21 protein-coding genes are annotated in these 21447 nt (G+C 40.8%); 14 read left to right on the top strand and 7 right to left on the bottom strand.

What is annotated here, in order from left to right:
* Nucleotides 1–316 precede the first annotated feature (316 nt).
* The 3 genes from MNV_RS09320 to MNV_RS09310 are packed head-to-tail and all read left to right on the top strand — an operon-like array spanning nucleotide 317 to nucleotide 3672.
* Nucleotides 317–1090 carry an O-antigen ligase family protein gene (locus tag MNV_RS09320; RefSeq protein ID WP_096205483.1) on the top strand — a complete coding sequence of 258 codons (774 nt, stop codon included), beginning with the start codon at nucleotides 317–319 and terminating at the stop codon, nucleotides 1088–1090.
* Nucleotides 1075–2175, top strand: coding sequence for a glycosyltransferase family 4 protein (locus MNV_RS09315; protein WP_096205482.1), 1101 nt, complete (start codon nucleotides 1075–1077; stop codon nucleotides 2173–2175). The genes MNV_RS09320 and MNV_RS09315 overlap by 16 nt, the downstream gene beginning before the upstream one ends.
* A gap of 27 nt (nucleotides 2176–2202) precedes the next feature.
* Nucleotides 2203–3672 (top strand): B12-binding domain-containing radical SAM protein, encoded by a 1470-nt coding sequence (locus MNV_RS09310; RefSeq protein WP_096205481.1) that lies wholly within the window; start codon nucleotides 2203–2205, stop codon nucleotides 3670–3672.
* 77 nt (nucleotides 3673–3749) lie between these two features.
* Here MNV_RS09310 and MNV_RS09305 read toward each other — a convergent pair whose 3' ends face one another.
* Nucleotides 3750–4022: a hypothetical protein gene (locus tag MNV_RS09305; RefSeq protein ID WP_096205479.1), complete on the bottom strand. Its 273-nt coding sequence runs from the start codon at nucleotides 4020–4022 to the stop codon at nucleotides 3750–3752.
* Between the two features lie 175 nt (nucleotides 4023–4197).
* Between MNV_RS09305 and MNV_RS09300 the strand changes: the two genes are divergently transcribed.
* The 4 genes from MNV_RS09300 (at nucleotide 4198) to MNV_RS09285 (ending at nucleotide 9650) form a co-directional block, all read left to right on the top strand.
* Nucleotides 4198–5025, top strand: coding sequence for a glycosyltransferase (locus MNV_RS09300; protein ID WP_179293907.1), 828 nt, complete (start codon nucleotides 4198–4200; stop codon nucleotides 5023–5025).
* A gap of 103 nt (nucleotides 5026–5128) precedes the next feature.
* Nucleotides 5129–6127 (top strand): MraY family glycosyltransferase, encoded by a 999-nt coding sequence (locus MNV_RS09295; protein WP_096205475.1) that lies wholly within the window; start codon nucleotides 5129–5131, stop codon nucleotides 6125–6127.
* 38 nt (nucleotides 6128–6165) lie between these two features.
* A complete protein-coding gene (locus MNV_RS09290) occupies nucleotides 6166–8226 on the top strand; it encodes an ArnT family glycosyltransferase (RefSeq protein WP_096205473.1) in 2061 nt (686 codons plus the stop codon).
* Nucleotides 8227–8243: 17 nt separating this feature from the next.
* A complete protein-coding gene (locus MNV_RS09285) occupies nucleotides 8244–9650 on the top strand; it encodes a flippase (RefSeq protein ID WP_096205471.1) in 1407 nt (468 codons plus the stop codon).
* A gap of 4 nt (nucleotides 9651–9654) precedes the next feature.
* On the opposite strand, the gene MNV_RS09280 is transcribed toward MNV_RS09285, so the two are convergent.
* The gene (locus tag MNV_RS09280) at nucleotides 9655–10362 is read right to left on the bottom strand and encodes a glycosyltransferase family 4 protein (protein WP_179293906.1); all 708 of its coding nucleotides are present in this window, start codon (nucleotides 10360–10362) and stop codon (nucleotides 9655–9657) included.
* 25 nt (nucleotides 10363–10387) lie between these two features.
* Here MNV_RS09280 and MNV_RS19600 point away from each other — a divergent pair, with 25 nt between their 5' ends.
* Nucleotides 10388–10558 carry a hypothetical protein gene (locus MNV_RS19600; RefSeq protein ID WP_179293905.1) on the top strand — a complete coding sequence of 57 codons (171 nt, stop codon included), beginning with the start codon at nucleotides 10388–10390 and terminating at the stop codon, nucleotides 10556–10558.
* A 197-nt stretch (nucleotides 10559–10755) separates the two neighbouring features.
* Here MNV_RS19600 and MNV_RS09275 read toward each other — a convergent pair whose 3' ends face one another.
* Nucleotides 10756–11871, bottom strand: a complete 1116-nt coding sequence (locus MNV_RS09275; RefSeq protein WP_096205467.1) for a glycosyltransferase family 4 protein — start codon at nucleotides 11869–11871, stop codon at nucleotides 10756–10758.
* A 153-nt stretch (nucleotides 11872–12024) separates the two neighbouring features.
* Here MNV_RS09275 and trmY point away from each other — a divergent pair, with 153 nt between their 5' ends.
* Nucleotides 12025–12606 carry a tRNA (pseudouridine(54)-N(1))-methyltransferase TrmY gene (gene trmY / locus MNV_RS09270; protein ID WP_096205465.1) on the top strand — a complete coding sequence of 194 codons (582 nt, stop codon included), beginning with the start codon at nucleotides 12025–12027 and terminating at the stop codon, nucleotides 12604–12606.
* Between the two features lie 69 nt (nucleotides 12607–12675).
* On the opposite strand, the gene MNV_RS21245 is transcribed toward trmY, so the two are convergent.
* Together MNV_RS21245 and MNV_RS09260 are read right to left on the bottom strand one after the other, a co-directional pair.
* A complete protein-coding gene (locus MNV_RS21245) occupies nucleotides 12676–12789 on the bottom strand; it encodes a type II toxin-antitoxin system HicA family toxin (protein ID WP_218837967.1) in 114 nt (37 codons plus the stop codon).
* 38 nt (nucleotides 12790–12827) lie between these two features.
* Nucleotides 12828–13061 (bottom strand): type II toxin-antitoxin system HicB family antitoxin, encoded by a 234-nt coding sequence (locus MNV_RS09260; protein ID WP_096205463.1) that lies wholly within the window; start codon nucleotides 13059–13061, stop codon nucleotides 12828–12830.
* Nucleotides 13062–13149: 88 nt separating this feature from the next.
* On the opposite strand from MNV_RS09260, the gene MNV_RS09255 reads away from it, so the two are divergent.
* From MNV_RS09255 to rsmA, 5 genes are all read left to right on the top strand, one after another.
* Nucleotides 13150–14385 (top strand): tRNA pseudouridine(54/55) synthase Pus10, encoded by a 1236-nt coding sequence (locus tag MNV_RS09255; RefSeq protein WP_096205461.1) that lies wholly within the window; start codon nucleotides 13150–13152, stop codon nucleotides 14383–14385.
* 41 nt (nucleotides 14386–14426) lie between these two features.
* On the top strand, nucleotides 14427–14717 hold the full coding sequence (locus MNV_RS09250) for a 50S ribosomal protein L21e (protein WP_096205459.1): 291 nt from the start codon (nucleotides 14427–14429) through the stop codon (nucleotides 14715–14717).
* Nucleotides 14718–14802: 85 nt separating this feature from the next.
* Nucleotides 14803–15153, top strand: coding sequence for an RNA polymerase Rpb4 family protein (locus MNV_RS09245; protein ID WP_096205457.1), 351 nt, complete (start codon nucleotides 14803–14805; stop codon nucleotides 15151–15153).
* An 87-nt stretch (nucleotides 15154–15240) separates the two neighbouring features.
* Nucleotides 15241–15831, top strand: a complete 591-nt coding sequence (locus MNV_RS09240; RefSeq protein WP_096205456.1) for a DUF655 domain-containing protein — start codon at nucleotides 15241–15243, stop codon at nucleotides 15829–15831.
* A gap of 26 nt (nucleotides 15832–15857) precedes the next feature.
* Nucleotides 15858–16583: a 16S rRNA (adenine(1518)-N(6)/adenine(1519)-N(6))-dimethyltransferase RsmA gene (gene rsmA, locus MNV_RS09235; RefSeq protein ID WP_306453634.1), complete on the top strand. Its 726-nt coding sequence runs from the start codon at nucleotides 15858–15860 to the stop codon at nucleotides 16581–16583.
* A gap of 22 nt (nucleotides 16584–16605) precedes the next feature.
* Here rsmA and MNV_RS09230 read toward each other — a convergent pair whose 3' ends face one another.
* Nucleotides 16606–17751, bottom strand: a complete 1146-nt coding sequence (locus tag MNV_RS09230; RefSeq protein ID WP_096205452.1) for a pyridoxal-phosphate-dependent aminotransferase family protein — start codon at nucleotides 17749–17751, stop codon at nucleotides 16606–16608.
* Between the two features lie 106 nt (nucleotides 17752–17857).
* Nucleotides 17858–21301 (bottom strand): oligosaccharyl transferase, archaeosortase A system-associated, encoded by a 3444-nt coding sequence (locus tag MNV_RS09225; RefSeq protein ID WP_096205450.1) that lies wholly within the window; start codon nucleotides 21299–21301, stop codon nucleotides 17858–17860.
* Nucleotides 21302–21447: the final 146 nt, after the last annotated feature.

The following is a 21447-nucleotide window of genomic DNA, read 5'->3' as shown; positions in this document are numbered from 1 at the left end:
CAAATAGCTGAATATCTAATGAGGAATGATTCAAAAATAAAGTTAAAAAAAAATTCTGTTTTTATTTATAGCGTAGTATTGCTATTACTGGCATATTCTTTTATTTATTTTATCTTTGAAACAACGGAATTTAAATTGCATATTATTAAGTACTGGCTGTTTAGTGTTGGTCTTATAATAGTTTTGTTTAATTCTTTTAAAACCTTTGAGCGTAATTATGTTAGACTATTAGATTATTTAATTTCAATTTTTGTATTTGTGTGTATATGGGGGCTGATACAGTTTTTTTTTTAATATTAACGGCATACCTAATTACATGTACGATGATTATAATACAAGACCATCTGCCTTTTTTTCTGAAACTACATGGTATTCGGAGTATTTGGTGTTTGGTTTAATTCTAATCATGCTAAGAGTTATAATATCAAAGAATTATAAACTTTTTCTGGTATTACCTCTATTTATCCTAGGTATTATACTATCTGCAACGAGAAATTCATATCTTGGATTGCTTGTTTATTTAGTACTCAGTCTGCTGTTCATATTCGCAAATCAAAAAATAAATATAAAGATGTATATAAATAAATATACTGTTTTAATAGTAGTTTTCATCGTTTTAAGTTTTATCAGTTTAAAAGAGTATGTTATGCCTTATATTGAACTTACAATTGACAAATTCTATTTAAAAGATGCCTCGGGACTTGGAAGAATAGATGCTTTTTATATGTCAATAGAAGATGTAATGGTAAATCCTATTTTTGGTCAAGGTTTTTATTGGGATACGAGCATGAGTACAGATACAGGAACTGCAGTCGGTGCAAAATCGTTTAATCTGTTTTTCATGATTCTACATATATTTGGATTCTTCGGATTTTTAGCTTTTCTGCTTTTGATATTATATTATTATTTAAACTCAATTGCTAGGTATATAAAGACAAGATCTGTTTTTATTAAGTATTCTATCATAATATTTACAATCTTCTTAACTATGTCAATGTTTGCTCCATTACATCAATATCCGTTTGGAATGTATATTATTGCTTTATCATTATACTTATATAGATTGGTTGACGTATGGAGAAGGGTATAGTATTTTTGACTCCTAGCCTTAAGATAGGTGGTGGTAACAGAGTTTTTGTAGAGTTGGCTAACGAGTTAGTAAGAGATGGATATGATGCTGAGATTATTTATCCAAACAACTCAAAAGAGGCTTCTACTTTTAACTTAAATAAGGACGTCAAAACATTAAAAATTAGTAACTTTAAAGATAATAAGTTGAAAAAACTTTTCAACTTATTGCAAACACTATGGTTTGTAAAAAATAACAGAAAAGATAAAATAGTTATCGTTTCTGATCCTATAATGGCAATTTTCAGCTTTTTATTGAAAGGCTTAGATGTCCATAGGTTTATGCAAGCTGATGATTACATAATTTTTGATGACCTCTTTCTATTAAAAAATAAGTTTGTTTTGCATATATATAAAAAATTCACAAAGATTTCGTATGGTTATAGATTTGTTAATTATGTTTTCAATTCAAAATTTGTTTGCGATTCCTTTATTAAAATTTCAAAAAGAAAAGATGTTAATTTTAATTTAGTTCATCCAGGTATTAATCTTAGCATTTTTTTCAATAAAAATATAAGAAAAGATGATGAACTTAATATTTGTCTTGTAGCAAGAAAACACCCTTGGAAAGGTTTTGCTGATTTTATTAAAGTATGGGCCGAGCTTAAAAAAGATAAATCTAACAAAATAAATAATATATATATTATATCAAATGATGATTTATCAGGATTTGATATATCCGACTATACACTTATAAAATCAAGTAACGATAATGAAATCGCTGAGATTTATAATAAATCTCATATCTTTATTTCAACGTCTTGGTGGGAAGGGTTTGGTTTACCGCCACTAGAAGCTATGGCATGCGGTTGTGCAGTAATATTGACAAATGCTGGAGGAGTAAATGAATATGCGGCTCCAAATATAAATTGTTTAATGTACGAACCCCGAAAAACTAGTGAATTAAAAGAAAAATTAATGTTACTTATACATAATAAGGAATTAAGAACCCATTTATTTTTAAATGCCTTAGAAACAGCTAAATCTTTTTCTTGGGCTAAATCTAAAAATGAATTTTTGAAAGTGTTGAATACTAATCATTTCTAAATAGTTACTTAGGAGTTACTGTATAACATGGATATCCAAGAGAATCAACTCAAAAAAAGTTTCAAAATTACATTTATCATACCATCCGTGTTGATCGGAAAGAGAGCTGCCGAAAGAGTTTCTGGCTGTACTTATACTATTTATCCAGTTCCAAATATTTATGAATTGACAGTTGTTACGGTAATCGAAAAAAATGGTTTTGAAGTAGATTATGTAGATTCGGTATTAAACAATTGGAAAGAAAAAGATTTTGTTGATTTTATCAAAAAAGATCAAAGTAACATTTATTCTATTTGGGCAGTAAATTTAAGCAAAGAAAATGATCTTGTAGCCCACTCTATTATAAGAAAACTGAAGCCAACGATACCCATCATTTTTATGGGACCTGCGCCGACATTTTTCATAGACGAGTTTTTGCCAGATGAGAGTACTTATATTGTTCGTGGGGAGCCTGAATATACTACATTGGAGTTAATCCAGGGATTCTCTCGAAACTTAGACGTATCTAACATTAAAGGTATTTCTTTTAAAAAGGATGGAAAGGTGATAAATAGCCCTTCAAGAGAACCAATATCTAATTTAGATTCGTTGCCCTTTCCTGCAAGGCATTTAATAAACAAAAATAAATATCACAATCCCAAGCTTAAAAATTCTCCTTATACCCCAGTTGTAACATCCAGAAATTGCCCGCATCAGTGCATTTATTGTGTTCCATCTTCTCTTACGTTTGCTAGAGAAATTGAATTTAAGAGAGATCATGGCAGAAAACCGCCAGTTCGTTTGAGGTCAGCGGAAAATGTAATCGAAGAACTCAAAATATTGAAAGAACAGGGATATAAATCAATAAGTTTTCAGGATGATTTATTTATCCAATCGAAAGAACGGACTAAAAAAATTTGTTCAGCTTTAAAAGAGCTTGATTTCGTATGGGGCTGTCAATCAAGAGCAGATAAACTAGATGAAGAGATTGTAAAAACAATGGCTGATTCAGGTTGTAAGTATGTTGATATTGGTGTTGAATCTTTTGATCAAAAAATTCTAGATTATGTTAAAAAAGGAACTACGGTTGAAACCAATGTTAAAGCGATAAAATTATTGAAAAAGTATGGAATAGCGGCTAAAATTAATGTGCTTTTCGGAACAAGCCCGCTTGAAACTAAAGAAACTATTGATAACACTTATAAAATGATTCGAGAACTCGATGCGGACCAGGTTATGTTCAATATTGTCAGCCCGTTCCCTGGAACAGAATTTTATAATATAGTTAGAGATAATGATTGGTTTATAGATGGGGATTATAAGTCAGTTGATGTGCAAAAGAGAGCAATTACCAGTTTTCCGAACCTTAGTAAGGAGGAAATGGAAAAAGCAGTTTTTATAGGAAATCTTAAATTTTATCTAAGTCCAAAGTTCATTATTCGTAATATAACTAAATTTCAGACCTATGGGGATTTTTATACCAGCTTAAAAGGGTTATATAGAAAACTTCTACCCTAAATCTTCCATCTGTAAGTTTTAATTATATGTATATAGCCTACTTTCCACACATTGTAACTGTTACACTGCTAATTTCGTTATTCAACAAACAGATTCTTTAGCATATTCATGTTCTCTTGATTTTTCAATCGTTTGACCCATTTTTCAAGATGTTTCCGTTCTATTAGACCTCCTTCGATCTTCATTAGGACCTCTGCAATTTCCTTTTCAGTAGGCGTCTTCACATTTTTTGTTTTTTCAACATTAACTATTCCTAAATACTTTTGTTTTGATATCTTTTCTGCTTTGTCCCAATATGTGAGATATTTGTACTTATGACCCTTGATTTCCCGTATGAATTCCTTTGCCATAATCCAGTTGTAATTTATTACAACAGCTTAAGTATTTGGAAACCTATTTTCTTTCATTTCACAGTGTAACAGTTACACTATAATTAATTTCATTAAATAAAATTATGCATCGGTAGTTTATATTGAAAATTAAAAGTTATGCAAATTTATGTGCGGAATATGGGATATAGTGAATATGACCGAATACCGAATACCTAAAGTTTCAATCATAATGAGTGTGTACGATGGAATTGATATTAGATTTTTATACAAGGCGATGGATTCTATTTTTAATCAAACTTTTAAAAATATTGAGGTTATTATAGTTCTGGATGATGTGAAAAGGGAGGACATCAAAGAATGTGTTTATTTTTCTGATAAAGGTTTCGAAAAAAAACTGATATTGCTGGAGAACAGTAAAGAAGAAGGGTTCGTAGCCTGTTTGAACAAAGCGATCGAAAAAAGTACAGGTGACTATATTGCAAGAATGGACTCGGATGATATTTCTCTGCCAAATCGAATAGAAAAACAAGTAAAATTCTTAGAGGAAAATAAAGAAATAGATACATTGGGAACATTTGCATATGAAATAGATGAAGCTGATCAAATAATATTTGAAAATAGCATGCCAATTTCTTACGAGGAAATAAAAAGAAATTTTCTTATACGGAATCCATTTATTCATCCCACTTTAATGTTCAGGCGGGCTTTCTTTGAAAAGGTTGGTCCTTACAATCCTGTTTATCGATACATGGAAGACTATGAATTGTGGTGCAGGATGCTCTACAAAGGAGTTTACGCGGAAAATTTACCTGAATTTTTATATATGTTCAGGGTAGACAAGAATTTCTATAAAAGGAGAAGTGGATTCAAAAAAGCTATCTTAAATGCAAAAATTAAATATTCTTTTATTAAAAATATGCATCTACCTCCTCATGCTTTTTTATATTTGATCATCCCCTTTATCGTAAAGACCGCACCCGAACCTTTATCTAAACTATTTTACAGATATTTTAGGAAGTGAAAGCTAACATGTATAATACGGTTATTCCAAGAAACATAAATACACAATATTTACTTTTAAGAAATCATAATTATTTTATACTCATACAGCTTTACCAAAGACCATGCCCTTCAAACTTTTCATCCTTCTATCTTTAATAAGCTTCACAACCTGCTTTCTAATCCTTCCAGGCTGGATTCGCAGAGCTGAAACCAGACGCTTCGTAGGCAGAGACCTTCATAAGAAAGACCAGAGAGAAGTAGCTGAGATGGGTGGGATAGTAGTAATCTTCAGTGCTGTTTTAGCAATCCTGGTCTATATTGCCTTTGATACTTTTTATTACTCCAACAGTAATTCAATAACAGAAGTCCTTGCTGTTGTAGCAAGTATATTGATCGCAACCATAATTGGTATGACGGATGACATGCTGGGATGGAGGATCGGGCTCAGGCAGAGAGAAAAAGTATTGCTTACCTTCCTGATACCCCTGCCCCTGGCTGTAATAAATGCAGGAGAGAGCGAAATGACCTTTCCTTTCCTTGGCACTCTGAGTATAGGACTGCTCTATCCTCTGCTGATAGTGCCAGTTGGTATGATAGGTGCCTCCAATGCTTTCAACATGCTGGCCGGTTATAATGGATTAGAAGCCGGGATGGGGATAATAACACTTTCCACTCTTGGCTTAATAGCTTACAGCACTGAAAATACAGTAGCTACAGTGATTGCGGTAACAACAATCTCTGCTCTGGTAGCCTTACTTTACTATAATAAATACCCGGCGAAGGTATTTCCGGGCGATACATTGACGTATCCTATAGGGGCGATTGTGGCAATAGTTGCGATTATCGGCAACATGGAAAAATCCGCTGCGATGCTGTTTTTCCTGTATTATATCGAGTTCCTGTTAAAAGCAAGAGGAAAACTCAATCCTAAATGGACATCTAAATTATTGGACGACGGTTCGCTTGCGGTCAGAGATAAAGTATATAGCATCCCACACATCACGATTCTATTATTAAGAAAAATAAAAGGCAAAGCATATGAATACGAAGTTGTATCAGTAGTGCTATTTTTCCAGGCGGTTATTGCTCTATATACGCTATATTCATTTTATCATCCTTAGGTCATCCTCCCTGATTGAGATCGGTGAGAAGTTTTAAAATGAATATACTCTGTCAGGAATTAACTACAATGAATAACCTGCAATTTTCAATAAAAAACACGAAATTCCCTGACCTGCTTATATGCAGCGCATTATTTCTTTTTTCATTTTTCATCACATTATATTCTCCGAATGTTTTTCTTGGGATTATAATCCTGTTATCTTTTGGATTTATTGTCCATACGAATTTTATCAAGCCCCAGAACTATTCAATCACAGAACATATCATAGCAAGCATTGGCATCGGGCTTTTAACTGTAAACCTTCTGATAGCATCTTTAGTTTATTCAAATAGAATACAGTTGTTCAAAGAGATTTTATTGTTACTTTTTTTACTGTTCCTCGCTATCTCTTTCATCAGGCGGAAAACAAGTGATTTTAAGGGATATAATTTTAACAGGGAGGATATAATCCCCTGGGTCATTGTCATCCTTTTCTTTTTTGTTTCAGTGGTATTAAGACACGCTGATTTCAGGTTTCCTGACGAATATATGTACCTGAACAAAATCGGGGGTATTTCTTCCGGAGGATACATCAGTTATTACGCTGAGGAAAGGTATTTTTTCTTCTATTCATACTCTGCAATAATAAGTTTCGCAGCACCCACTTTCAGATCCGCGGAGATAATTTCATTGTTTTTTATGGCATTGTCTTTAATTCCCACTTATCTTCTCGGGAAGGAATTGTTCAATAAGGAAATCGGGTATGTTTCAGCTTTATTTCTAGCGTTAAATCCATCTTTCATTTTCTACTCGATCAGGTTACTGTCGGACATACCATTGATATTTCTTATAATATCATTCCTATATTTTTTTTATAAGTGGTATGCAGGTAAAAATAAAATAGATTTTTTTATTAGCTTTATGTTTCTCTTAATTGCCGCCTTCGTTAAGCTGCATGGTTTTATTTTCCTTGGGATAGGCGCTTTATATATGTTATTAACCTTAAATTTTAAAAATTTTAAGAAAAATGTAATATTCCTGCTTATTCTCATTGGCGCGCTGGTTTTATTTTCAAAAGTCTGGGAAGATGCACATGGCAATTTATACTCCAGGCTGCAATGGCTTTTTTCAATAGTAATAACTGATGTAAGAACCGATATCATCTGGGTTGGGTATAAAATGTACATAACATTTTTAAGTCCCGATCTATACTCAATGCCCTTTGTCGTACTATTTTTCTTAGGTATAGCAGCAACTTTAAAAGAGCCATTCTATAAAAAATTGTTTCTGCTAATGCCGGTGGCAATTTATATTTTGCTCATCTCCCTCGCGAATAAAGATTTTGGCATGGGGGTCCGGAATTTCTTTGAAGTGGTACCTTTAGTATCAATAGTGGCAGCATATGGAACCGTGCACCGTGAGCGGTCAAACAGAAGTGTCTTCTGGATTTTACTAAGTCTCTATCTGGCGGTCCTGGCTGTAATGGTCGTATATGCCCCAAGGTTTCCGCATTTGAATTTTATAATGCCGGATATACCTCTATGGATCCGGGTATTGACGTTTGGTGCGGCTTTTATAGTCATATTTTTGATAGTTTATAACCGGGGTGAAGGGAAATGGCATAAAATAATGTATTTGATCATTTCTCTGGTCATCGTTTCCTCACTTCTCAACGCCATCTTTTTCATAAATATGCAGGAGGGGTATCCGGATCGTTCAAAGAGCGGAATAATAGAAGCCGGAGGATGGTTATCTGAAAATACCCCCCCGGATGCCAGAATCCAGTCAAATACATGGGAATTGCCGCTCTGGCTGGACATAAATATCAAATCAAAACCGGGGATGCGCTATCCGGAATCGACTTTTTTGAGCTACTATGTTAACAGGACCACCTATGCACCGCCCTCTAATGAAGAACTTCTTCTGGAAAGGATGAAAAATAAGGAGGTAGATTATATAGTTCTGTTCACAGATCCGCTCCTTACCATAAATTCTGATGCGGGAACGTATACATATTTACAAAAATATATAAACCAGACTCCAGATGGAACAGAATTAATTCATACAGGGCAAAGCGAGAATCAGAGATTGCTATTCAAGGTTTACAAAGTGGTTTAGAACTAAGGTCATGACCGATGAACATAAAAATTATAAAAAACATAAGTGCTCTGGCATTGGGGGAGTTAGTCACAAGGACCTTGGGTCTGGTGCTTGTAATCTACCTGGCAAGGTATTTAGGGGAGACAGGGTTCGGCAGGTATTCTTTTGCTTTCGCTTTTACCAGTCTTTTCTTAGTGGTCACAGACCTTGGCATGAATACAGTTATTATAAGAGATATAGCGAGAGAGAAAACACTGGTTGGGAGATACATCGGCAACGTTCTCGTTTTGAGGGGTCTTCTATCGCTGATATCATTTTCTTTAATAGCAGTCGTGATCAACCTGATGGGCTACCCGGCTGAAACAAGGATGGCAGTATACATAGTCGGGATTTACACGATCATTACCTCATTTTCACAGCTCACAAGATCGGTCTTCAGGGCATTTGAAAAAATGGAGTACGAGGCGCTGCTGAATATAATGGAGAGGCTCATATTCGTTTCTCTGGGCATACTGGTTTTAGTCCTTGGATACGGATTGATCGAGGTTGTTTCAGTATTCCTGATAGCAGGTGCGGTCAATGTCTTACTGAGTTTTCACCTGACAAAAAGAAAGTTTGCAGTTGCGAAACTTGAGGCGGACCGGGAGCTCTGGAAGTATCTGATAGGGGAGGGACTTCCATTCGGCATCGCGTTCATTTTCATAAACGTGTACATAAAGGTAGATACGGTCATACTCTCTTCCTTGAAAGGAGATGCTGTTGTGGGGTGGTACAACGCAGCGTACCAGATACCTCTGGCAATATCCCTTATTTCCTATGCCATGATGGAGTCTATTTTCCCCATGTTCTCCAGGCTCGGGAACTCAAGAGAGGAACTAACCCTCGCATACGAAAAGACATTCAGGTTCTTATCAATGCTAATTATCCCGGTGGTGGCAGGCATTACCCTTTTATCAGACAAAATAATATTTATCTTATATGGCAGGGGATATGAAAATTCCATCACCATCCTTCAGATTTTAATATGGCTCACGGTCTTTGAATTTCTTGGATATCTTCTTTATATAACCTTATCATCTATCAACAAACAGAGAGTGAACATTCTCACAACCGGGACATGTGCCGTCCTGAATATTACTCTGAACCTTATCCTGATACCTCCATTCAGTCTAATAGGGGCTGGCATTGCGAAGATAATAACTTATATCGTCTTTTTCTTCCTGAACTTCTATTTTGTATCAAAATACGTGTGCAGGGTCTCCATCTATAGAGCCATAAACAGACCTGTTATCGCAAGTCTGGCAATGGGGGTTGTTTTATTTTTTATGAATGACCTTAACATTTTTGTCCTCGTCCCCCTTGCAGGATCATTCTACATGACAGTACTGTATCTGGTAAAAGGTTTTTCAAAGGAAGACCTGAAGCTGATTTACAATCTATAAAACCCTATAATTTTTTTGCTAAATCCTCAAAAGATAGCATTCCCTCCAGCGATTGCTTTCCGCTCTTACCAAGTTTTTCTCTTAATATGTTATCTTTACCAAGTTTTAGCATCGCATCCGCCAGTCCTTTGGGATCACAGGGATTAACAAGGACTCCATTTTCTCCGTTTTTTAAAAGTTCCGGAATTCCTCCCACATCGGTAGCTATTACAGGCTTTTCAAATTCAAAAGCTTCCAATATCACTCGACCAAAACTTTCCGTTCTTGACGGCAGGACAATGATATCTGAGATGGATATTTCTTCCATGGTTTTATCGTGATTTAGTCTCCCAAGCAATTTTATATTCAAATTGTTATTACAGATGAACTCTTTACAATATGCGTGCAGCGGGCCATCGCCAATTATTTTCAGAAACAGGTTTATGGATTGATTTGAAGCGATTTTGAAGGATTCTAAAAGAATATCAATTCCCTTAATTTTGGTTAATTCTCCAACGAATAATATGTTTATCTCCCTATCATTCATTTTTCTTTTTGAAGTTTCCATAATTTTTCTTTCGATAGGAAGACGTGCAATCGGTAGTGTTAGAATATTCTTGTTGGGGATATTAATTGAAACCAGCATCTTCTCTACCTTTTTTCCAAGAGCAATGTAGCGGGGCATGCAGCCGATTTTTATTATTCGGTTTAATGGAAATTCTCCGGGAAACATGTCTTGAACATCAACAAAGACAGGGATGCGAAACAATAAGCTAAAGAGACAGGCGCCCGAAGTAATACTTGTACTTGAGTGCACATGCATCAGTTTTGGTCTGTATCGCAGGCAGATAAAAAAGGTACTTATAAAAGTCGTTGCAGGCAGGATAAGATATCTGAGTACCTTATATGCCGCATTATCCGGGACGTAAGATTCTAAGAGATTCGGGATGGTACGAAGGATCTTAACATTGTATTCCGGTTCTACATGATCACGGTTGTACGTTGTCAGCACGATTATATCCAATTTCGCCTTCAGACACCGTACAAGACTGGAAAAATGGATCGCTGCCCCCCCTGTATAAGGAGGGTATAAGGGGGTTACTATGAGAATCCGGTCTTTAATATCCTATACCTCCAGTGAATTGTAAATCCTTCCTATGCGCCTTGCGATTTCCTTCCAGGAATATTTTGTCTCTACGAGATCTCTTCCATTCTTTCCCATCCTTTTCGCCCCCTCCTTATCCTGCAGGACCCTTATTATAGCCCCTGCCAGTGCCTCTGTATCTTTCGGCTTTACTACTATCCCGGTTTTATATTTTTCAATATCACCAGACAGGCCGACTATATCAGTGCCAATGACCGGCTTTCCGGAGGAAAGTGCCTCAAGCAGTACCATGCCGAAACCCTCCTGGTACGCAGATATGGAAGGCAGTACAAATAATGAACAGTTTCTGTAGTGCCACGGGATCATCTTATCAGGCACATATCCGAGGAAATCTGTATTCTCTCCCAGACCCAGAGCAGCTGCCTTCATTTGATAATACTCAAGGAGTCTCCCGCTACCGCCTATTTTTAATTTTATCTGCGGGATCTCTTTTTTTGCAAGCTTCACGGCTTCCAGCAGATAATCAAGACCTTTATACCTGTGGAATTCATCCAGCAGGCTTAAGAAAAAAATGGTATTTTCTGCCCGGGAGTCCTCGGGGTGGAATTTCTCGATATCTACACCCACCGGAACAACCTCGGTCTTCTCCCTGTAGCCCTGCAGGTGCTGGGAAAACTCCAGATAGTCAGGATGGGTCACAATGATCTTCCCGGCTCTTTTTAAAAGCAGCCGGAGGGCGGTTTTGTTATAGGCATTTGCAATATGACCTGCAGCGCCAGAACCGACGATGTCGTTATGGTACGTCATGACCAGGGGCTTTTTCTTTACTTTGGAAACAAATGCGCTCCAATCCGAACTCCAGGGAGTGGGCAGGTGGGTATGTACCAGATCGAAATCGTCTTTTAAAATGTGAAGAGGTAGAGAGGGGGTAATGTTGGTGTTAGCAATTTTCCCGGCGTATTCCAATCTTTCTATTTTAATCCCGTCGATCCCTTCGATGGTTGTTTCCGGCTCCTTGGCGCATATTACCCTGACATCATGCCCTGCTTTAACAAGTTCCCGGGAAAGGTGATATACATAATTCTCCACTCCGCCAACAAAAGGATAAAACCTCACCGGGGTTTGTAATATTTTCAAGGATGGAATCTCCTGAAATACAAAGATAATGCTTTTTTAGCTTCATTTTATCTTCGGCAGTATTTAAACCCTTTATCAGCACTATTGAATAAAGATGAATAAACCTTCTTATTAATCAGCACGCTTATTACCTGGTTTGCTGGTTTTTAGACCATGAAATCCTTCATCATAATCGGTCACAAAGCTGCAACTGCGCCCTTCTCCCTGAACGACCTGCCGGGCGCAGCAGGCAGGATGGATATCCTTTGCAGGTGCGTCAATGCCGCGCTCTTTCTCTCGCATGACCTGCGGAGGGATGTCCGCGTGTACCTTGTCCTGAAAGGGGAGCCAGCGCCGCCAAAGCTCATATGTTTTGACGGCAGCGGGGTAAGATACTTAAATCCGGACGAGCGTAGCGCAGCTTCGCTTATACGTAAAGCACTTGAGAAAAATGCGCAGGGGTTCTGGACTGAATCCACGCCAGGAGTGAGCGTCAGGAAAGGGGGGCTTGGCGACCTTTTGAGCGAATTGAACAGGAAAATAACCTATCTGAGGGAAGATGGTGGGGATGTGCGGGGAAGGAGCTTCGAAGAGCCGCTGTTCGTTCTTGGAGATCATCTTGGCGTAACAGATGATGAAGAGAAGTCAATCGAGAAATATGAGAATGAGGTAGTGAGCGTGGGACCCCTCTCTCTGCATGCCGACCACTGTATTGTCCTGTTGCATAACGAGATGGACAGGCAAGAGAATGCTTAAACCGATTCAATTAATCTCAGATGTGAACAAAATTGCAGAAGTATAGATGTTTTGAGTATAACTTTTCGCTCACCGTAAGTCTCTTAACTCCTCTCTACTTATACCCGCCTGTTTTAAAATTTCAATTAAAGTTCCCTTTGGTAAATCTTTTTTATGAAGAGGAACTATAACCTTTCTTTTCAAGCACTTTAATAATTTTCTGAGGAGTAAGAGAGGGAAGTTTAGGCATACGCTTCTACCGCTATAGAATATTCCAGAGTTCCTTCCTCTGTTGGTATCTCCTCACCATGCTCTTTCAGGCTCTCGATATATAACTCAATAGCCTCCTTTGCCATTTCTATTGCTTCCTCTATGGTATCTCCGTATGTAACGCAGCCGGGAAGGGATGGAACTATTACCGTATAGCCTCCCTCAGGCTCCTTTCTAAGCAGAATTCTATAACTTAATACTTTCATACAACTACTTCATGCTGTTTGTTGTGTTAAAAATTTCGGCTAATAGCAATAGAAACGTATTTAGAATATATCGTATATCCAGAGCCAGATGACAATCCTTGACACGGCCCGCAAACTCCTGCATGAAGGCCCTATCTGTGACCACTGCCTTGGAAGGCAGTTCGCAAAGCTCTCAACAGGGTTGTCCAACGACCAGCGCGGAAAAGCCATAAAACTCGTCCTGGCTATGCAGGCAGGCGCAGATGAGGATAATGAACTGCCGAAGGAGCTTAAAAAGAGCGAAGAGGGTAAATGCTGGGTGTGCAATAACCTGTTCACACATCTTGATTCATGGGCGCAAAAGGCAATTCTTGCGCTCTCGGATTATGAATATGACAATTTCCTTGTCGGGACGAAGGTAACAGGTCTTCTTGCAGAGAACGAGGAGCTTGCCTGGGCAGAGAGCGGGACAACATTTGCCGAGCCCCTTAAAACAGAACTCAACCGCGAGGTCGGGAAAAGGATCGAGAAGCTAACAGGGAAGAGGGCCAACCTCAAAAAACCCCAGATAGCGGTGTTGCTTGATATTGAAAGTGATGCTGTGGAACTTGGTGTAAATTCGTTATACATATACGGAAGGTACAGGAAGCTTGTCCGCGGGATACCCCAGACCAGGTGGCCCTGCAGGGAATGCGGGGGTAAAGGGTGCGAGCGCTGCGGCGGCACGGGGAGGATGTACCAGGAGTCTGTTGATGACCTTATCAAGCCCCATGTTCTGGCTGCGGCACAGTGCGAAGATACGGCATTCCACGGTGCAGGGCGCGAGGATATCGATGCCCTGATGCTTGGAGAAGGGCGCCCCTTCATAGTTGAGGCAAAGAAGCCCCATAAAAGGCACGTCGACCTGAGGGCGCTTGAGTCGGAAATAAACACAAAATCTGATGGGAAAATCGAGGTACAGGAGCTAAAATTCGTTGAAAGCGAGGCAGTTGAGCAGCTCAAATCAATGAAAGCCGATAAGATATACCGTGCCATGATAGAACACAATACAACAGAGGAAAAACTTAAATCATCCATTAACATAATAAGCGGAGCCTTCATAAGACAGAAAACTCCCACAAGAGTGCTTCACCGGCGCGCCGACCTGGAAAGGACACGAAAGGTTCACTCAATCGAGCTTGAATCGTTTGATATAGACACAGCCGTCCTCATTATACACTGCGAAGGAGGGCTATATGTCAAGGAACTGGTCTCAGGCGACGGCGGACGCACTGTACCCAGCATTGCGTCGCTGACAGAAAGTGAGGCAAAGGTTATAGAACTTGAAGTAATAAAAGTAGGATAAGACCCCGTATTTAAATACGGGGACTAATTCGGAGGAATATCATGGCAAAGACCCACGGAACAAGAAGGAAATCAAGGTATAAACTTAAAAAAACAGTAAGAGAAAAAGGATTATCTCCGATAAGCCGGGCGATACAGGAGTTCGCGCAAGGGGATTTAGTGAACATCGATCTTGATCCCGGTATCCAGAACGGAATGCCGCATCCCAAGTTCCATGGAAGGACAGGAAGAGTCACGGGACAGCGCGGCAGAGCCTATATTGTCGAAGTGCGCGATGGCGGGCTCATGAAAGAGGTCATCATACTTCCTGAACATCTGACTCCCCAGAAATAGTCGGTGAAATGATGAGAAAGTTTATTAAATACGACACGTATGGCGAAGCCATACGTGGACACCGGATAAAGCGAGGTGTCGCTTTATGATTGTAAAACAGGTCATCCGCGATGAGCTGCTGACTCTTCCTGAGGTTAAGGAAGAGCTCACCGGGATAAGGAAGGAGAGAGAAAACGAGGGGAAGGAACTTGGCTACGAACTGCGCAAAGCAATAGCTCATGCAGAGATGTTTTCCAGGCTTTCGCCTGAAAAATCAAGGGAACTTGCAAACGAGTTGATGAAGCTTGAGAAGATGAAGCCCGAAATAGCTATCCGCATCGCAGATATTCTTCCACTGTCCAATGATGAGATAAGATCGATATATGCAAAAGAACGTTACACACTGACCGAGAGCGAACTTAAGCAAATCCTCGACCTGGTAATAAAGTTCACCTGAACACCGATTGTAAAACTATATAAGCATATATTCTAATTATATTAATGATACTTTAAGCAAGGAGACATTAATAGAGAGTGGTATCTGATGATAGGTTTAGAGAAAAAGGCGGAGAAAGAGGAAGTAGCGTACATTCTGGATTATTTACCCTATGGACGTTCGGACGACCCCCGCCCGATGTATCAGAAAAAACCACTTGTTCAGGGGGTCGGAGAGAAACATTTTGTCCTTATGGAGATGATACCGAAAGAGAACGTTTCTCCTAAACCCGGCGACATGGTATATATCGGCGAAGGTGACCGCCCCGTAATAGACCATGTCAAGAGGCGGATCACGTACAATGAACTCACCCACGGCGCCCAGATGGAGCTTCCTATCGTGGTCGAGAAAATAATCCTTTCGGATGAGAAACGTTTCCTGTCTTTCTTTAACGAGGCTTATCCCATAACGACCAGGCTGCACATGCTTGAGTTGCTGCCCGGCATAGGTAAGAAGCTCATGTGGGCGATAATCGACGAGAGGAAAAAGGGAAAATTTGAGAGCTTTAAGGATCTGGTTAACAAGGTGAAAGGGCTGCATGCGCCTGAGAAACTTATCACGAACAGGGTTATGGACGAGTTAAAGGACGATAATATAAAATACCGTATTTTCACAACCCCTATGCCGCCCAAAAGATGAAACTGTATAAGCGAGACCAGCATTTTTTGATTGATAAACGTATCCTTGGCAGGATAGTTGAATACGGCAAATTAAACAGCTCGGATACTGTGCTTGAGATCGGGGCGGGCTACGGTAACCTCACCGGCGAGCTTGCAGGGAAAGCCGGAAAGGTAATAGCTATAGAAGCTGACCCCGAACTTGCAGCATCCCTGAACAGGTGGGAAAATGTTGAGGTCTTGACCGGGGATGCTCTCAAGATAGAGTTCCCTCCTTTTAATAAAGTCATCTCCAACCTTCCATATTCTATCTCATCTCCTGTCACATTTAAACTATTGCAGCACAAATTCGATTTCGGGATACTGATGTACCAGTATGAGTTCGCAAAAAGGATGGCGGCTTTACCGGGTAGTGAGGATTACGGCAGGCTTTCGATAACAGTCCGGTATTACGCCGGCGTTGAGATGCTGGAGACCGTGCCGAAGAGCGCTTTCAGCACACAGCCGCAGGTTCGCTCCGCCATAGTAAAGCTGACCCCGCGACCTCCGCCGTATAAAGTGAAAGATGAGGAATTTTTCATGAAATTCATCACCGCTGCTTTTTCCCAGAGGCGCAAGAAGCTGCGGAATGCGATAATCAATAACGCCGGTCTGCTTGGGATTAATGATGCAAAAGAGGCTGTGGAAAAACTTCCGCGTGAGATGCTTGAGCGAAGGCCTGAGACCCTTTCGGCAGAAGAGTTTGCACAGCTTGCGGATATTCTATTATCATAGCATAACAGGTTAATTATTGGATCTACTTCAACACGTTACTTGCAGCCTCAACGCCGGGTCCCATCTTCTTAACGACATCGTTCCTGTGAAGCACTATCTCCACAACCTGGATCGTGCTCAGGATATCAAGCTTGCTTATGTTGCCCATGCTGCCGATCCTGAATATCTTGCCTTCAAGAGAGCCCTGTCCGCCTGAGACCTGGACACCTAACTCCTTTATCCCGTTGCGAAGTTTCTTATCATCGATACCTGTGGGTATCTTCATGGCAGTGACCGTGTTTGAGTATTTGCTGTACTTGTTCAACTGCGGGAACATCTCCACATCCATCGCATCGGCTGCTGCTCGTATGGCTTCTGCATACCTGGCATGTCGTTTGATGCGCTCCTCAAGCCCTTCTTCCTTTACTATTTTCAATGCTTCGTGCAACGCGAAGAACAGCGGCACGGCTGGCGTGTAAGGTGTCTGCGCGGTCTCTTTGTTGGCTGATTTCTTGTACGCCTTCAGATCCATGTAATAAGGCGGCTTCTCGACCATGGAGTCCCATGCTTTCTTGCTCACGGAGATTGCGGATAATCCGGGAGGTGCGCCGATACACTTTTGACTGCCAACGACCGCGATATCCACGCCCCATTTATCCACGAGTACCTCATCCCCTCCGATGGTGGTCACGCCGTCCATGATGAACAGAGCCCCGTATTTTTTCGCAAGTTCCCCGACCTCTTTTGCAGGGTTCTTGATACCGACGGAAGTATCGTTATGCACAAGTGTAACAGCCTTCGCGCCTTCTGCAAGCGCGCTTTCGACCTTATCAAGCTCTATGGACTCGCCTTTTGTCCAGTCAAATTTAACTGCCCTGACTTTCCCATAGCGCTCCCCTATTTCCCTGAAGCGCTCCCCGAACTTCCCGTTCTCTATCGTAACGAGGGTATCGTTCTCCCCGATGACGTTCCCAACAGCAGCTTCCATTGCGCAACTGCCTGAGCCGCTGATGATGTACATGTCGTTTTTTGTCCCGAAAAGCTCCTGCAGGGTAGTCCTGCAATCGTTGTACATATCCCCGAATTCCTTGCCACGGTGCCCGATTATGGGTTTTGCCATGGCACGCAGTATCCGTGGGGCGACGGGAACGGGTCCGGGTATCATAATTAGGGTATTTTCAAGATTCATGATTGTGTTTCTCCTGTATTTATTCAATTATTTTTGGCTAATACAACTAACTTACATGTATATTTTTTGCAAAAACACACCTAAAAACAGGTCGTGAGAATCAGCCTTAAGAACTGGTGAATACTGGCAAACCGGCAGCATTATTAAAGCTGCATGCATATAAGATTCCTTCCTGGGTCCCCACATAAACTACCCCGTCCAGCACTGCGGGAGAAGCCCTGATGGTACCGTTAGCGGCACATATGCCATCCACCCTGCCATCGGTCTTGTTCAGCCTGTAGATACTGCCGTCCAGGGCTCCTGCAAAGATCGATCTCCCTTCGATGAACGGCGAGACAGACATGGGGAAAAGCTCTTCTGATTTCCATACAGTTTCACCCGTGCTGGCATTCAGGGCATAAACCTTGCCATCGTAGGAAGCCGTATAAACTGTATCATCCGCGAATACCGGCACGGCATCAACGGAATAACCGGTCATGTATTTCCACTTTTCTTCCCCGGTTGAGATATCAAAGGCGCTGATAGCGCCGTTCCTGTCCCCGAAATAGATAGCGTCACCTGCTACCATAGGTGAAGACCAGATTATGTCGTTCCATACCTTCTTCCATCTCAGGGTGCCGTCATTTTTATCCAGCGAATATATTGTGCTGTTGTAAGAGGAATTATAAGAGATGACAATTAGCCTGTTATCCGTGCTGGTGGGCCTGGTCAGTATCGGGTCATCAGCAGTGAATTTCCATTTCAAGGCTTTGCCTGAGATATCAACAGCGTTCACTACTTTGTGTATTCCGATATAGAGAGTACTGCCATCCACAAGGACAGGCAGATGAGGCGCAGTTTCTGAAAGCTCACCCGGAACCGACATCCCGGAGATGCTGCCGTCTTTTGTATCGAGGGAATATATTCCGGCAGATAAGCCCTGGCGGGTTGTTGTATACAGTTTGTCACCTGAGATCTCAAGCGACATAAGCTTTCCCGGGAATTCCTGCTTCCAGGCAAGTGACTGTTCATTGGTATCTACTGCATAGACCTTTTTACCGGAAACAGCATAGATGAATTTATCTTTGATTGCCATATCGGATATCTGTTCCCCAAGCTCGTACTTCCATGTTATGTTCATCGTCTGCGGCATTCGACGCGGTTTATTTGGGAATCCGGATGTATCGGATTGTTTTCCCATGCTCTCCAGGTATCCTGAATCTATAGATGAACCGGCAACGACCTGTTGATTACCGACGCTGATGTTTTTAATAGCAAACCCGTTTACCGAGAGCGTATAACCCCCGGTCGGGCGCGTTCCATAGGGTGTACCTTCGGAAGCGTAAGGAACTACGAGAGTAAAATTGCCTCTGGCATCCGCCGTTACTTTATTCGTATAATTAAAAGTCCTGTTCCTGTTGGTGGTTACCGGGATCGATAAGCTGATACTCGCATTCGGCAGCGTCCTACCCTTTATCCTTGCGCCGGGAACATATTCGAAGAGCTTTATAGTCTTTACTCCGGTCTTATTCAGCCAGGTACTGTCCGATTCATAGATGAGGCGGTAACGGGACAGCGCCTTAGCATCGGTTTTTAAGGGATTCTCAACGGCTGAACCGTCCATCAGGTACAACCTTGCAAAGACGGTATTATAGTAGTTATCGTTCAACAGGTAAACAGTAGCAGTATAGTCGGTAACCGGGACTTCAAAAGAATAGTAATAATCCGATTCGTTTTTACCTGCAACTTTAAGGACACTTCCGTATTTCCCTCGAACATTATCTTTATATCCGAATCCCGTGGCATTATCAAGAACGATGTATCTCGTTTTCCTCTGATCAAGTATCGCGTTCGCTGCCTCTTCGGTATCTGCCGTTAAAAACCGGTCTGCTGCCTCGGCGCCTGCCTGGAAATTATTGGCAACCACGGGACGGCGGGCTTCATATTCGATCCAGTTACCGTAATCCCACATGGACATCACGCTATACTCAGGCTGTTCTTTCGGGTTATCGTAAAAACTCGTAGCTGGCGTGTTATTCTGCATCCAGAGAAGTGATTCCTGCCAGTCCCCTGTTATCGCCGGTTCCTCGTTTGCCGTGGAGTATCCCTGGTATGCCGTCAGGGTTATAATTATTACCAGGAGGATTATCCCTACAACAGTGTTGTAATTGACAATTTTCCTGTAGAAAAAACCCCTGTAAATAAAATATGCACAGAAAACCGCCACAAATATTGCCATAAGGTAGGCAAAACGCACCTGCTGGAATGCCAGGATGGTTACTGCGAACCCGCAGACCACGAACAGCAGTTTTTCAGGAACGAACCCGGAGCGAAGTTCGTATAACAGGAACATTATGACCCCAAAGAATGCAAAAACAAGGGTTGAACCGTAGGGGTTTGAGAAGTAAAGACCTATGAAAAATGAAAAGAAATCCGACGCAAAAGGCTGGGCTTCTGCGATAGTACCTGTAATATTTTCACGCCCTAGAAATTGCATCAGGCTGTTAAATAAGAGTCCAAGTGCGGGGAAGCTCATAATTGCCGCATATATTATCAGCAGCAAAGAGACTACGGCAGCCGGATACAATGTCCAGTGCATTTTTCTCTTAAGCATCGTGTTTGAAACAAACCCACAAAAAATCACTGATATGAAAAACACTGCTGCACCTGCTACCTGGTAAAGCGGGATCCAGTGGAAAATGTACAGGAATACGGATATGGCAATCGCAGTAAATGCCGCAATCCCTCCTATCAGCATAATACCATTTGATGCCTGTTTCCTGTACAGGTTCACTCCGTACTGGATAATAAAATACATACTGAATATGGCGATATAGATAGGAGCCGCGCTCCAGGTGAATATCAGTGCACCTGTAGTAACGCCGACCAGCGCAGCAAGGCTCTTTCCCGTGAAAATCCTTCCGGATAATCCTCCGTTTTTTTTCGGTTTTACACTTTGTGAAGCCTCATCATTTTTTTGCTTTTTAAGGGACAGGATGATCAAAAGAAGTATCAATGCGAACAATAAGGTTTCAGCTACGTGGTGATCAACAGCCCCCAGACGGGAGACCAGTATATGGGAAGGCATGATGGCGAACAGGAAAGCACCAAGGAGACCGAGCTTTTTATCAAGCAGTTCTTTGCCAATTAAAAAGATGGGGATCACAGTTAATGCCCCCAGTATAACCGGGAATACGGCTGCAACTGTTTCGATTGTGTGAGCGGACGGTGAGCCGGAGCCGAGCATGAGGATTATAAAAGCTGTTGCCAGGTCATAAAGGGGCATCCAGCCCACATTGATACCGTCAGGATAATCCACGTAGGAGTCAAACCACATATATCCTGGAAAGTTATGCACCGAATATGTGATGAGCCGCATGTGGTAATATTCATCATAACCCTGGAAAAGGACGTCGCCATCAACAAATATCTTATCAAATGCAAAAGACCTGAAAACAAGAGCAAGCAGAATAATTAAAAAAAGAATGACACAAGCATTTTTTTCTATACATCTGTTCACGGCTGCGTTTTCAGAAGTATGCCCGTTCTTTAAGTCTCTCTTCCTCCTCATCTATATCATCATAATGACATGGTTATATATTAACTTACCGTTATAGATTTGCATATAAGAACCTGTTCGGAAAATAGAGGTGGGTAATAGGGCTGCAATGCTTTAGAGGGGCTCAAAGGGTAAATAATATAATATATAGAAGAAAC

This window comes from Candidatus Methanoperedens nitratireducens, assembly GCF_900196725.1.
Taxonomy (GTDB): domain Archaea; phylum Halobacteriota; class Methanosarcinia; order Methanosarcinales; family Methanoperedenaceae; genus Methanoperedens; species Methanoperedens nitroreducens_A.
Note: the sequence above shows the minus strand (reverse complement) of the source record. Positions and strands in the feature narration are given on the sequence as shown.